Below are 13469 nucleotides of genomic sequence, written 5' to 3' on the forward strand. Positions count from 1 at the left end.
TTACTTTCTGGTTATTAGAAAAAATTGAATTCAAAAAAAAGGAATTAAAGCACTGACAGGCGAACACATTGTTATTAATTGATAAAACAATTGCCATCACGAACATTAAGAAAGTATTTTTGAAAGTGAACATCATGATCAGTACCAAAAGTAAATCCATCTTTTAAATTATAGAACATCAAAATCTAAATCAGGCCTATTCTGGTTGGGTCGCCAGCTGTTTAAAATTCTTCTCTTTGCAAGCAATGGGAAATGCTACCATTCATTTCAGTTTTTCTAATAAAATAATATCTGACCGTGAATATGCGATATTTTTTTACTGTTACTGATGTTTCCAGTAGTATTTTTTGTATATCAGCAAACAAATCAAGACCATGATGTTTTAATGGGCGTAATAAAAAATAAGCTTTACCATTGTTTGCAAGCGAATTTTCCAGCGCCCGAATGTAACTCTGAAAAGAGCTGTCTAAATAAAATCCACAACGATTTTTAAATTTGGAAGGTGAAAGTATTCCGTGGTCTGGTTGGAAATACGGTGGGTGACTGATAGTCAAATCAAATTTGACCCAAAGGGGACGGTCCGGGACGGTTCTCATCAAAGGTATTACAATTTGTTCATTATTTTACGTTTTAAGGTGTCCGTCCCGGACCGTCCCCTATTGTTGCTGTTATAATCTATGTCCCTTTCTCGTTCGGTAACATTTTTTATGATGCAATTCGCTCTAGTGGTCTATGAGAAATGTCGCATAATATATGCTATAGTTTACATGGCATGAATGTTTCGGAATAAATGGAATGAACAATACGAATAGCATAGAGCAGCTTGATGCCGGGTCTTTGGGAAGTCATTGGATGTCGGTGTTTATACTAGGCATTTTGCTCTTTATATTAGGTATTTGTGCGATTGTTTCTTCAATAATGATAAGCGTTATTGCCGTGTATTGGTTTGGTGCTCTGTTGCTCGCATCAGGAATAATTCGAATCTTTTCTGTTTTTATTGCAAAAAAGCGTAAACTTTTTTTCTATAATCTTTATGTGGGTATTCTAAGTATAATTGCCGGATTCTGGATAATATTTCAACCGGTTTCAGCTACAGTCATTTTAGTATGGATTATAGCCTTATACCTTTTTAATTCAGGAATGATTCATATTATTTTTGCTTTCGACGATCGTAAAGAAGCCTGGTATTGGATGCTATTAAATGGTCTCATTGAAATTATTCTGGCTTTCATGATGTGGGCTAATTGGCCTGTCACTGGGATGTGGGTTATTGGTTTATTCATCAGTATTCATGTTTTATTATCGGGATGGTATCTGATGACTATAGCCATAGTCATTCGTAGCGCTTATAAAATCAAATAATCCATAAAATGAAAGTGCTTGGTAAAATTAATTTTTATCTCTTTAGGGTCCATATATATCAACAGCAAGTAGGTTGAGCTAAACGAAGTTAGCCCATGATCTGAAACCGTTGGACTGTGTTATGCTTAGCCAATTTACGCTTGCTATTTTGTATATTTGGGTAAGGGTATTCTGGATCTAAGGCCCTTGTTATATCGAATCACAGGGATACAGTGATGTTATGGTTAAAAGAATGGTGGTACGAACGTATTGTTCAACGCTCTCCTATTACTGAGACAGAATGGCAGGAGGCGTTTCAATATTTGCCTTTGCTTACACGCTTAAGTGAGGATGAGAAAGCAAGGCTGAAGCGGCTAACCATTTTGTTTCTACACTACAAATCGCTGGAAACTATAGGTGAGTTTGAATTAACCACTACCATGAGGTTAATTATTGCTTTGCAAGCCTGTCTTATTATTCTAAATCTTGGACTGCATTGGTATAACGGCTGGGTGTCAGTGATAGTTTATCCTGGCGCATTTTCTCGGCAGAGTAAGGAAGTAGATGAATATGGGGTGGAGCATCAGGATAGAGCAAATCTCAGTGGCGAATCATGGTTACGTGGTCCAGTTATTTTATCTTGGGATGATGTTTTTCATCTTGGTGAAGTAGATGGAAGAAATGTAGTGATTCATGAATTTGCTCACAAGTTGGATATGCTCAATGGTAGGGCAAATGGCTTTCCTCCACTGCACCAGGGGATGTCGATAAAGCAATGGACAGAGGTGTTTAGCCATGCTTATGCTGATTTTAAACAACGCGTGGAAGAACGCGACTTTATCCCCATTGATCAGTACGCAGTGGAATCACCTGGTGAGTTTTTTGCTGTGCTTAGCGAATTTTTTTTTGAAAATCCTGTAACAATTAAGCAATATTATCCTAAAGTGTATGAATTGTTAGTTATGTTTTATCGTCAGGATCCCATAGTAAGTAGGTTGGGCTAAACGAAGTGCAACCCAATAATGATCTGAAACCGTTGGGCTGCGCTATACTTGGCCCAGCCTACACCGTTGACAATTAAAGACCACCAAAGACAACATGACGAGATTTGGCAAATTCCAATGATCACAATGAAACAATTAAGTTAAATTAATAATATTTTAAGGTTTGAAATTACTAGCTTATTGGTGGTTATTAGAAAACCCGTAAATATTATTTTGCGGGTTACTTTTAGGGATAAGACTTTTTAATGAGTATTTTCAGTGTTTGAAGTTGCTGTATTGGGTTGATTTTCATTGATATTGTCAGAACAAGCGGCAGCCACATTATCAATCTCTTCATCATATTGTTTATCCGTAATATTATCGGATTGTTTGATAAGATCCATCAGTTTTGGTTTAGCACACTCACAATAAGCTGTAGTAAATTTTTTATCTGCATCAGTTTGTTTTGGATAAATTAAGTTCCACCTATCCTCGCAATACTCTTGTATATCCGAGTCTTTGGCTTCAGATAAGCCTACTTCCTCTTCCAAAGAATCCATTGCATCATGTAACAGGGTTCTAGACATGCACACTTGTATCGCTTTTTTTATGGCTGCATCAGAACCTAACTGTTGAGTAGCGGCACATCCGCAATATTTTTCACCAAAATTCTTGTAATCCACTTTATCTTTTGCTTCATCAGTGTTTTTCATCCATGTATTGATACAAGTGTCCTGGAATGTTGATTCGGATTGACTGGCTTTATCTGCATACGCTGAATAAGCAAGTAAACTAATAACAGGGGCAATAAAAATAAGTTTTATAGTAGATAAATTCATAAAGGCTTACTCCATTGCATTTAGTTATTCATTTGTATTGAATAAGCATAGCTCATGTTGTATTGCATATCTATAAGAATAGCTGGCGCAAAACGGAAAGTGGTAAGCAAGATGCCGGTTACCAGCATGATAAAGTATAACGCGGTGAACAACACGATGATTTTAAACCCTTGACTTCAATTGGCAAGAGTGTTGAAGAAATTAGAGTTTGGGATGAATAAGGAACGTATCGTGTAATTTAAACAGCAAGATTTGCTCAGATGTATTTAAGCAAGTTAATAAATTTGGTTTATTCGATCAATTAGTGCTCGACAACAGGTATAGATGAGTTAAATGTCAATCTACTTTTTTGCCAGTCGGTTTCGCACTGATTTTTGCCGGGGTAAGATTGTTAGTGATACGAGAGACAGCTCTATCGACCCGTCGTTGCAGCATGATTTCAACCATTACTGTTTCATTCGGATGAAGAATTTTGTTAATGTCAGCGAGCGAGGAATGAAAATCAAGTAACCTGTAATAAGCAAGGGCTTGATCATTCGCTTCAGGGTAGGCCTTTATACGGAACCCCAGATTACCCTGCATTTTTGGCGTATTAATCCCGGCTTCCATGATATCGTAGTCAAGAAAATAAGTCAGTTTTCCTCGATTATGCATGTTTCGCTGACGATCTATGAAGAAACCTTTAGGAAGCACCTCCTCGCTATATTTTGGTCCAGCAGTTAGATAAAGATCATAATCGACAAGATGATTGCCACGGTCATCAATAAGCCGGAAAATAATCATAGAGTATCGATTGGTGATATACTCGCGCTTATAGATAAGTGTCTTCACAGATTCTGTATGCTCATTTTTTTGGGTTTCTTTAGTAATCTTATCTAACTCTTTTGCTACAGTATTATAGGAGTCACGATTTCTTACTTGCAGGCATCGCAGGACCCATATTGCCGTAGGATGAGTGGTTGCATTGGCCATAGTAACACTGCGGATGATTCCGATATTTTTACTGGAATGCGAAAGTCCAGGCAGAACCCCAAATGCCATAGGCTTTGTTCGTATCATTTTGGCGATAACAAGACTTTCACCATTATTCCCTTCCTGATGTAACTTCAATAGACTGTAATTCATATTTGTAGCAGTTACGCGTACAACTCCATCAGATCCGGCTTCACCAGTGTAGGAGTTAACCACATCATAAAGTTGGCGATCAATTTTCTGGCCAGTAAGTACAAAGGGATAGATGCCATTGGCTGTGCAATCGTAATCAAGCCAACTTTCATTAAGTTGCCAGCTCATATCGCTTCCAAGCTCAAGCCAATCAAGTACATGTTGTCCCGGTTCAACGCCTTCAAAAAAACTCTTTATACGGCCTAGTCGGGATTTACCAAGTTGGGCAAGAGCAGAACCGTGGTTGGCGGGAGCCAGCATGATAAGATGGCTCAATGGACAATTTGCAAGATTATTTTTAAAGTATAAATCCATCCATTTTCGAACAACGGGCCCACCGGTAGAGTGAGTGATACAAGCAAAACGCTCCCCATGTCGTAATTTATCAGCAATTTCATCACGTACTGCTTGATCAAATGCACGTGCTATATCGTCAACCGTTACTGTATCGTCAAAGCTGATATAGCGCCCAAGATAGATATTATCAACTTGAATATCCAGCTTTCCGTCGTTGCTCTGGCTTTCAAGCCATTGAGGAAGTTCTCCATAAGTATTGGTATGTGTGACACTCCAACCATGGACGAAGATAACAATCATAACGCTCCTTAACTTATTGGCGCTACAACAGGGTATTGTTGAGTAAATCGATAATATTATATTATTTAACAACAAGACAGCTAAGTCGAATTAAAACTTGAGGATTGACACCAGGTTACCAGTAACTGACTCTAAGTTATGAAAATTTCTCAACCTGGGGTTTACCGCTATTTAAACATTTTTTTCTAATAAAATAATGTCTGAACCACGGATATGCGATATTTTTTTTACTGTTACTGATGTTTTCTGTAGTATTTTTTGTATATCAGAAAACAAATCAAGACCATGATGTTTTAATGGGCGTAATAAAAAATAAGCTTTACCATTGTTTGCAAGCGAATTTTCCAGCGCCCGAATGTAACTCTGAAAAGAGCTATCTAAATAAAATCTACAACGATTTTTAAATTTGGAAGGTGAAAGTATTCCGTGGCCTGGTTGGAAATACGGTGGGTTACTGATAGTCAAATCAAATTTGCCTTCCCATTTTTTTTCATGTAATTCATCATAATTTAAAAGATGCCAGTGAAATTGCAATTCAGGTCGATTGATGTTAGCTATATTTTGATAAAAATATTCAGTATAAATATCCTGGATCTCAATAAACTCAATATGCCGGATTGCTCGAAGATGCCATGATAGTTCAATTCCAATGACTCCGCAGCCTGCGCAGAGATCTAACACTCGTAATGAACCCAGATCTGTGCGGGATTCCAATTGGGTTGCGACAAATCTGGCCAGGTGAATTGAATCAAGACTAAAATGATATTCGTCAGGTTGTTTATAATTATAAGTGAAATGCATTCTTTAGTTCGTACTGCATTGCATAAATTATTTTGAAATGCACAGATAAAATACTATGATAAATCTATAATCGTGGTGAGACAAGTAATGGAAGGAAAAGTTACCTTAAGCATTTATAATTGATAATATCAGAATTTTTACCTTATCTATGAATGTGGTTTTAGGGCATATAGGTATATTACTTGGTCTCTTGATAATGATTTGCTAACCAATCCTCAAAGGTCAGTGCAAACCGAAAATGATCCTGCCAGATGCCATTGACTTTCAAATAGCGGGGAGAAAATCCTTCTTTAAAAAAACCATTTTTCGTTGCCATTTGAATAGATGTAGTATTTGCAGGTTGGATATTTGCCTCAATTCGGTGTAGATCCAGAGTTGTGAATACTTCTTTAAGAACAAGTTTTAGTGCCTGACTCATTAATCCTTTCCCGGCAAGGTCTACAGAGGCGTAATATCCTAAATAAGCACTTTTAAATACGCCATGTATAATGCCGCTGATATTAAAAACACCGATAATTTGTTGGTTATCATTCCAGGCAATATAGTATTGTTCACTTTCTTGTTTGCTTTTATTCAAATAAGTTTGGAACTCTTCAGAAGTGCAGGGGGCAGTAATAAAAGGAAAATGAAAATCTCGGCTATTTTTCATTGTAGATACAAATTTAATTTCGTCTTGCGCACAAGGGTTACGTAGAGTAATCATTTCTAGCTCCGTTGGGATTTTGTTTAGCTACATATTGTAACATTTTGGTTTTGCAACGGAGCCCTTAAATGTTAGGGATAAAATAAATAATTATAAAAATGGTTAATGGAAAAAACTGCTGCCAATCCGGAAAAAATAGTGTATAATAGTGACCATTTTTTACCCATTTCAATTTTAATAAGAGTGCTATGACTGATTTAAACCTTTATAGAAACATTGGTATCTTCGCCCACGTAGATGCCGGAAAAACCACTACTACCGAGCGCATTCTTAAGCTCACCGGTAAAATCCACAAAATAGGTGAAGTTCACGACGGTGAATCAACAACCGATTTCATGGTGCAGGAAGCGGAGCGCGGCATTACCATCCAGTCAGCTGCAGTTAGTTGCTTCTGGAAAGGTCATCGCTTCAATATTATCGATACCCCGGGACACGTTGACTTCACTGTAGAAGTATATCGTTCACTGAAAGTTCTCGATGGCGGTGTCGGGGTCTTCTGTGGTTCTGGCGGCGTTGAGCCTCAATCTGAAACCAACTGGCGCTATGCGAACAATTCAAAAGTATCACGTTTGATTTTCGTAAACAAACTGGACCGTATTGGCGCGAACTTCTTGAAAGTGACTGAGCAAATTAAAAAAGTATTGGGTGCACATCCGTTAATTATGACTTTGCCCATTGGCTACGAAGACAGCTTCGTAGGGGTTGTCGATTTATTAACCCGTCAAGCTTATGTTTGGGACGAATCTGGCCAGCCAGAAAATTACAAAGTTACTGATGTACCAGCCGATATGCATGACGATGTTGAAATGTATCGCGCGCAATTAATTGAAACGGCACTTGAAATGGATGATGAATTGCTGATGGCTTATTTAGAAGGAGAAGAGCCTTCAATAGAAGACATTAAGCGTTGTATCCGTAAAGGTACTCTTGAATTAGCCTTCTTCCCAACTTATTGTGGTTCGGCCTTTAAAAACAAAGGGATGCAGTTATTATTGGATGCAGTGGTTGACTATTTGCCTGCTCCACATGAAGTTAATCCACAACCTTTGACTAATGCTGAAGGTGAGCCAAATGGCCAATTCGCTATCGTTTCTCCGGATGAGCCATTCCGCGCCTTGGCATTTAAAATCATGGATGACCGTTTTGGTGCTCTAACGTTCATACGTATCTATTCAGGAAAATTGAATAAAGGGGATACAATTCTTAACTCCTTTACTGGTAAAACTGAACGTGTCGGCCGTATGGTTGAGATGCAAGCAAATGAGCGTATTGAATTGCAAAGTGCTGAAGCAGGCGACATTATCGCAATTGTGGGCATGAAAAATGTTCGAACCGGCCATACTCTTTGCGACCCGAATCACGAGTGTACACTGGAAGCGATGGTTTTCCCTGAGCCAGTTATTTCTATTGCAGTCACACCAAAAGATAAGGGCTCCACCGAAAAAATGAGTATTGCTATTGGTAAAATGGTTGCAGAAGATCCAACGTTTAGGGTTGAAACTGACGAAGATTCAGGTGAAACCATTCTTCGTGGTATGGGTGAATTACATCTTGATATTAAAGTGGATATTCTGAAGCGTACTTACGATGTTGAATTGATAGTAGGTCAGCCTCAGGTTGCTTACCGTGAAACCATAACCAAATCGATTCAAGACAGCTATACTCATAAGAAACAATCAGGTGGTGCTGGTCAATACGGTAAAATTGACTACACCATTGAACCAGGCGAACCAAACTCCGGGTTCACTTTCATCACATCCGTTGTGGGTGGAAATGTTCCTAAAGAATTCTTCCCTGCAATTGAGAAAGGGTTTCGTTCAATGATGGATACCGGAACGTTGGCAGGTTTCCCTGTGTTGGATGTTGTAGTTAACCTCTCCGATGGTGCTTACCATCCCGTTGACTCATCAGCAATTGCCTTTGAAATTGCGGCAAAAGGTGCGTTTCGTCAATCGATACCCAAAGCGGCTCCACAATTACTTGAACCAATTATGAAGGTTGACGTTTATAGTACAGAAGAGGATGTCGGTAATGTGATTGGTGACTTGAACCGCCGCCGTGGAATGATCGTAGGCCAGGAACCCAGTGCATCTGGTGTCCGCATTAAGGCCAATGTTCCTCTTTCAGAAATGTTTGGTTACATCAGTACTCTGCGCACTCTTACCTCCGGTCGTGGTCAATTCTCAATGGAATTCTCTCACTATTCTGCTTGCCCAAGCAGTGTAGCTGAAGCAGTGATTGCCAAAGAAAAAGAAAAGAAAGCCGCAGAAAAATAATAAGTAAGATAGTTAATCACTTTTAAAAAGCTCTGTCAGTTTGTTCTGATGGGGCTTGAAATGTGACATGCACAATTCAGTAAAGATGAGACAGAAATAAATTTGCGATCTTTTACATTTTTTTAAGGCTGATTAATTTTCAAATTAGGTTTTAAAGAAACTAATTCATATTATCAAAAGACTACTGCTTTTATTTTTCCTCTTTTTTTTCCAGCTTATGACCATCAAGATGTCGTTCATTACGTTCATTATCTTGTTTCTCTGTCCGTTTTTCCTTTTTTGTCCTCCCGAATTTAATGCGATTTTCAGAAGCCGTTTTTTCTTTTTCCAAACGATTTTTAGCCTTTCTTTTTTTATTAAGATTAATGATGTCTACCATAGCACTCTCATTTAAATATGTTGTTTATACTATAAAAGATCAGTGGATCCAAATAATACTAAAAATACACAATTTATTTTAAAGGCTTTGAAATAAAAACTTCTAATATGTTGATGAACATCATAATTCCCCATATATAGGTAAACAGTGAATAAAATAAAAAATACAGTGCCCACATATAAATAATCTTCTCTGATATCAAATATGGAGAAATTAGCATTAATAAAAGTTGTTCAATAGCAATTGTTGCCGTAAATAACCAAAGACTAATAAAAAAGGCATTGTTGTATGCAACAAAATCACGGGTTTTGGAGAAGAAAATCAGAATTAAATTGAATATAATGAGCAAAACTATAAAAAATAGCTCTTTATCAAGTAATTGCGGTTGGTAATATATTAGAGTAAGACATAATTCTAGAAACAATATGGACTGTAGCAGTAATATCAAGCCATTATTCTTTATGGTGCTTATGCTTTTTTTGCAGAAAAGAACTGATAGGATTATATCAATGCTCACTGTACTGGCCTTATATTTACAATAAAGTTAAGGGGTTCCGTATACATTAAAGTGCAAGCCTTTGCTAATGAGAAGTTTGCAGTAGTATATGGTGTAAAATTACCCGAATTAATTACTTTCCACGACTTAATATACCCTAATTTCTTATCGAATTTTATTTTTAGGTAATTAATATTGTCGCAAATACAACCGTTTGGTCCACAATGTGGTTTGAATTTCATCAAGTCACTGAACAAAACATTCATTGCTTGCTTTTCACTTAACCATAAGGGTTTAAATTCACAATAAGGGTTATTGATTGTAGGAACGACTATATTCTTCCTAATCACTTTGGGTATCCCTTTATTCACCTTTATCGTATATACACAGCCATTATTGTTGTATTCTAATACATAATTATCAATTTTTTGTGACTTCCACTGCTGAAAAAAAAATTGATAAGAATCAACCAAGCGTCTATGCATGTATATCGAATAAAGAAAAAGTAAAGTGCCAGTTAGTACCAGTACTATAAAAAAAACAACAATTAATCGTGTCTTAACCTCATTTGAAAAAATCATTTCTTACTTAGATCATGCCACCTGATTTTTAGTATAGCAGTCTTGTTGAAAGTGCACTTAAGCAAGGAATGTGGTTAATGATTTTTCACTTTTATTCTTATGGTAATATTAAATTATTTTGTAAACTGTAATGAGAGTTTACTGGATTAATGGGATCAGACCCAATTGATTTGCTATGTTTTTTTGCAAAAAATACATTAGTTTGTGTTATCCCTCGCATTTCATCTTCGCCATCCACGATGGGCTACAGGAAAGCAAAATATCTTTGATCATTCCCAATACAAATCTTGTTGTGCAAATTTTGAACACGAAGCTATAATTAAACTAGGTTTTTTCCAAAGGATTATTTCATGAAAAGGATAATGTTAGCTGCATTGGTATTTGTACCGGCAACCCTCCTAACGGGTTGTGCCACAGAAACCACTTACTATACCTCTGGCTACAACACAGCTTATGTCTACCCGGGATCCCCTTATTATTATGGCTATAATAATGTCGACTATGGACTATCTATTTATGACGGAGGCTACTATAACGGCGGCTGGGGCGGCGGTGCATGGCGAGGGGGTAATAGTTGGCGTGCCGGCGGTTGGCGTGGTAGATAGAGGTTTAACATACTAATGGGAAGGAGAACGCTACACTAGTAAGTGTAGCGTAGACTAAAACTTAGGCCGCCTGAGCCAATATAGTGATCGTATCCATCGTTTCGTGAAGATTGATTTTAGGACTAAAAAAGCTTTTTAGAAACTTATTAACAAATTTATCTGGTTCTTTATCTTGAAGATCTGAATATCGCCTAAATTTATCAAGTTTCGCGAAAAAAGATTAGACAAGGAAACCGTCATGAATGTGTTGAGATTATTATAAACGGTAATGGAGAAGTCGTGCCCTACTGTCCATAAAACCATAAAAAAGCGTTCAATGTACATTTGATGTATCAAACCGATAACATGCTTTGGTTATTCGTGGTATAATTGTTTAATACTTAATCATCTTGTTTTTCTGATAAAACAATTTCTCAAGTAATTTCAACAACAAATTTATCCCAATGCCAAATGCTAATAGGGATGGATCTATAAGGAAAATTCATGAATTTCAAAGCATTGGGTCTTATTGAACCTTTAATTAACGCAGTTCACGAAATGGGATATGAAGAGCCGACTCCCATTCAGGCACAAACAATTCCAGTGATTTTACGCAGTAACGATTTGCTAGCTTCCGCACAAACGGGTACAGGGAAAACAGCAAGCTTCGTTTTGCCAATTTTGCAACTAACGAACCAAAAAACTCTTAGTAAACCTCGCAATACAAGGGTGTTAATCTTGACTCCTACCCGTGAATTAGCAGCCCAGGTTTTTGAAAATCTCGTTCGGCTTGGGCGTTACTTACCGCTCCGGACAGCGGTAGTATTTGGAGGAGTTAAAATTAATCCTCAGATAAATAAATTAAGTGTTGGAGTGGAGCTTTTAGTAGCAACCCCCGGACGTCTTCTGGATTTGCAACAGCAAGGTGCACTCAGATTAGATGACGTAGATACTCTGGTGCTGGATGAAGCAGATCGCATGTTGGATATGGGTTTTATCCATGACATTAGAAGAATCATCAAATTATTGCCTGAAAATCGACAAACACTTATGTTTTCTGCCACATTTACCAAAGAAATCCGTACCTTGGCAAAAAGTATATTGCATCAGCCTATGGAAATTGATGTTGCTCCAAGAAATACGTCGGCTGTCTCTGTCAAGCAATACATTCATCCTGTGGATAAAAAACGTAAACATGCTCTTCTTAGTCATTTAATTCACAAGAATAAATGGGGGCAGACCCTGGTATTTTCGCGAACAAAACATGGCGCCAACAAGTTGGTAAAACAATTGGCCGAAAACCAGATTCATTCCGTTGCTATCCACGGCAACAAAACTCAATCCCAGAGAACGAAAGCACTAGCAGATTTCAAGATGGGAAAAGTTCATATTCTTGTCGCTACTGATATTGCTGCCAGGGGTATTGATATTGAAAAATTGCCTTGTGTGGTCAATTTTGACTTGCCTCAAGTTCCCGAAGATTATGTTCATCGAATAGGTCGTACAGGGCGTGCAGGAGAAACAGGTCTTGCTGTTTCACTAGTCAGTGCGGATGAAGTAGCGCAGTTACAATCTATTGAAAAACTAATGAAACAAAAACTGGACCGAATCAACATTGATGATTTTGAACCACAACATCATTTACCGAGCTCTGTTGCAACATCATCTCCAAATAAGCCAGGTATCAATAAAAAGGGTAGCTATAGTTCCAATCACAAGGCTCGAAAAACATTCAGAAGAAGTACAAAGAAAGTATAACGATCACTTGTATGGTAAATCCAGGTAAACTTGGGATAAGATTGTGCCTCGGCATTTGAATCTTCTTTTTGATCGTCAAATCAATAAGTTAGCCTATCAAAATTGGAACGTTGTCATCGCTTATAGATGATCTAATAATTTGAATGATTTTTTTACTGACAGGATTGTTATGTTTTTCAGGTCTATAGACTAAACAAATCTCATCTCTAAATACAGGCGCATCGTCTAATTTTTTAAGATGTTTGTAGGGAAATGTAACTCTTGTAGGTAAAATACCATATCCAAGACCTAAGGACGTGAGTTTGGCGACAACTTCAAGATTAGTAGAGTTAATCACCCCGTTAAAAGTTGCCTTTTTGCCAATTTTTTTAATTATGTATTGTGATTGAGCAAGTTTTCTATCATAAATCAGTTTATTTTGTGCATTCTTGGCATAAAAGACTGAGACCTCATCTGTTGATAGCTTTATTATAACGAGATCAGGATGTTGTATGGGGTTAACAACAATGCCAAAATCTGCTTCCCAACTTATCACCTTTTCAGTCATCTCTCTTGAAAGGCCGTGAATTAAATTAAAGCAAAGGCCCGGGAAGTCAACTTGAAGTTTTGGCATAAAGTACTCAAGAGTGTAAAGAGCGACGGAAGGGTGAAGAGCAATGGTATAGTTTCCTTGAACAAATCCTGATTCAGGATTGGCTATGTTTTGGAGTTGCTCCCATTCATATAATAGACGATGAGAGCGTTGCTTAAATTCCTCTCCAAGTTTCGTTAACTGGATCCCATTTTTTAGCCTGATAAATAGTGCTCCACCAAGTTTATTCTCTAGTCTCTTTATAGAATAGCTAAGCGCAGGTTGAGATATCCCAATAATTTCAGAAGCCCTTGTAATATTGAGCGTATCACTAGCCGCTATGAAATACTTTATATCATCCAACAATAAAGACATAAATCATCAATTTTACATTAG

The 13469-nt window shown here is 37.4% G+C and carries 12 protein-coding genes; 4 read left to right on the plus strand and 8 right to left on the minus strand.

From position 1 onward, the window contains the following. Positions 1 to 221 precede the first annotated feature (221 nt). Positions 222 to 596, minus strand: a complete 375-nt coding sequence (locus tag ACZ5EK_RS00970) for a hypothetical protein (protein WP_464430932.1) — start codon at positions 594 to 596, stop codon at positions 222 to 224. 199 nt (positions 597 to 795) lie between these two features. Here ACZ5EK_RS00970 and ACZ5EK_RS00975 point away from each other — a divergent pair, with 199 nt between their 5' ends. Then, positions 796 to 1362, plus strand: a complete 567-nt coding sequence (locus tag ACZ5EK_RS00975) for an HdeD family acid-resistance protein (protein ID WP_464430933.1) — start codon at positions 796 to 798, stop codon at positions 1360 to 1362. Positions 1363 to 1577: 215 nt separating this feature from the next. After that, entirely contained in the window at positions 1578 to 2345 is a 768-nt protein-coding gene (locus ACZ5EK_RS00980) for a M90 family metallopeptidase (protein WP_464430934.1), read from the plus strand. 242 nt (positions 2346 to 2587) lie between these two features. Here ACZ5EK_RS00980 and ACZ5EK_RS00985 read toward each other — a convergent pair whose 3' ends face one another. The 4 genes from ACZ5EK_RS00985 to ACZ5EK_RS01000 all read right to left on the minus strand — a co-directional run bounded on the left by ACZ5EK_RS00985 (position 2588) and on the right by ACZ5EK_RS01000 (position 6428). After that, positions 2588 to 3163 carry a hypothetical protein gene (locus ACZ5EK_RS00985; protein ID WP_464430935.1) on the minus strand — a complete coding sequence of 192 codons (576 nt, stop codon included), beginning with the start codon at positions 3161 to 3163 and terminating at the stop codon, positions 2588 to 2590. Positions 3164 to 3499: 336 nt separating this feature from the next. Next, positions 3500 to 4924: a phospholipase PlaB gene (gene plaB / locus ACZ5EK_RS00990; RefSeq protein ID WP_464430936.1), complete on the minus strand. Its 1425-nt coding sequence runs from the start codon at positions 4922 to 4924 to the stop codon at positions 3500 to 3502. A 171-nt stretch (positions 4925 to 5095) separates the two neighbouring features. Further along, entirely contained in the window at positions 5096 to 5725 is a 630-nt protein-coding gene (locus ACZ5EK_RS00995) for a methyltransferase (RefSeq protein WP_464430937.1), read from the minus strand. Between the two features lie 178 nt (positions 5726 to 5903). Continuing rightward, on the minus strand, positions 5904 to 6428 hold the full coding sequence (locus ACZ5EK_RS01000; protein ID WP_464430938.1) for a GNAT family N-acetyltransferase: 525 nt from the start codon (positions 6426 to 6428) through the stop codon (positions 5904 to 5906). A gap of 188 nt (positions 6429 to 6616) precedes the next feature. On the opposite strand from ACZ5EK_RS01000, the gene fusA reads away from it, so the two are divergent. Beyond that, positions 6617 to 8704 carry an elongation factor G gene (fusA, locus tag ACZ5EK_RS01005; RefSeq protein ID WP_464430939.1) on the plus strand — a complete coding sequence of 696 codons (2088 nt, stop codon included), beginning with the start codon at positions 6617 to 6619 and terminating at the stop codon, positions 8702 to 8704. 190 nt (positions 8705 to 8894) lie between these two features. On the opposite strand, the gene ACZ5EK_RS01010 is transcribed toward fusA, so the two are convergent. Both ACZ5EK_RS01010 and ACZ5EK_RS01015 read right to left on the minus strand, forming a co-directional pair. Continuing rightward, on the minus strand, positions 8895 to 9083 hold the full coding sequence (locus ACZ5EK_RS01010) for a DUF4169 family protein (protein WP_464430940.1): 189 nt from the start codon (positions 9081 to 9083) through the stop codon (positions 8895 to 8897). A gap of 513 nt (positions 9084 to 9596) precedes the next feature. Further along, positions 9597 to 10160, minus strand: a complete 564-nt coding sequence (locus ACZ5EK_RS01015; RefSeq protein WP_464430941.1) for a hypothetical protein — start codon at positions 10158 to 10160, stop codon at positions 9597 to 9599. 1088 nt (positions 10161 to 11248) lie between these two features. On the opposite strand from ACZ5EK_RS01015, the gene ACZ5EK_RS01020 reads away from it, so the two are divergent. Next, a complete protein-coding gene (locus ACZ5EK_RS01020) occupies positions 11249 to 12502 on the plus strand; it encodes a DEAD/DEAH box helicase (protein ID WP_464430942.1) in 1254 nt (417 codons plus the stop codon). An 88-nt stretch (positions 12503 to 12590) separates the two neighbouring features. On the opposite strand, the gene ACZ5EK_RS01025 is transcribed toward ACZ5EK_RS01020, so the two are convergent. Next, on the minus strand, positions 12591 to 13448 hold the full coding sequence (locus ACZ5EK_RS01025) for a LysR family transcriptional regulator (protein ID WP_464430943.1): 858 nt from the start codon (positions 13446 to 13448) through the stop codon (positions 12591 to 12593). Positions 13449 to 13469: the final 21 nt, after the last annotated feature.

It is taken from the genome of Legionella sp. JM-2024 (genome assembly GCF_055389095.1).

Bases quoted from the DNA above. Each gene is read 5' to 3' on its own strand.
- ACZ5EK_RS00970 (WP_464430932.1), bottom strand. From the start codon at position 596: ATGAGAACCGTCCCGGACCGTCCCCTTTGGGTCAAATTTGATTTGACT.
- ACZ5EK_RS00975 (WP_464430933.1), top strand. From the start codon at position 796: ATGAACAATACGAATAGCATAGAGCAGCTTGATGCCGGGTCTTTGGGA.
- ACZ5EK_RS00980 (WP_464430934.1), top strand. From the start codon at position 1,578: ATGTTATGGTTAAAAGAATGGTGGTACGAACGTATTGTTCAACGCTCT.
- ACZ5EK_RS00985 (WP_464430935.1), bottom strand. From the start codon at position 3,163: ATGAATTTATCTACTATAAAACTTATTTTTATTGCCCCTGTTATTAGT.
- plaB (WP_464430936.1), bottom strand. From the start codon at position 4,924: ATGATTGTTATCTTCGTCCATGGTTGGAGTGTCACACATACCAATACT.
- ACZ5EK_RS00995 (WP_464430937.1), bottom strand. From the start codon at position 5,725: ATGCATTTCACTTATAATTATAAACAACCTGACGAATATCATTTTAGT.
- ACZ5EK_RS01000 (WP_464430938.1), bottom strand. From the start codon at position 6,428: ATGATTACTCTACGTAACCCTTGTGCGCAAGACGAAATTAAATTTGTA.
- fusA (WP_464430939.1), top strand. From the start codon at position 6,617: ATGACTGATTTAAACCTTTATAGAAACATTGGTATCTTCGCCCACGTA.
- ACZ5EK_RS01010 (WP_464430940.1), bottom strand. From the start codon at position 9,083: ATGGTAGACATCATTAATCTTAATAAAAAAAGAAAGGCTAAAAATCGT.
- ACZ5EK_RS01015 (WP_464430941.1), bottom strand. From the start codon at position 10,160: ATGATTTTTTCAAATGAGGTTAAGACACGATTAATTGTTGTTTTTTTT.
- ACZ5EK_RS01020 (WP_464430942.1), top strand. From the start codon at position 11,249: ATGAATTTCAAAGCATTGGGTCTTATTGAACCTTTAATTAACGCAGTT.
- ACZ5EK_RS01025 (WP_464430943.1), bottom strand. From the start codon at position 13,448: ATGTCTTTATTGTTGGATGATATAAAGTATTTCATAGCGGCTAGTGAT.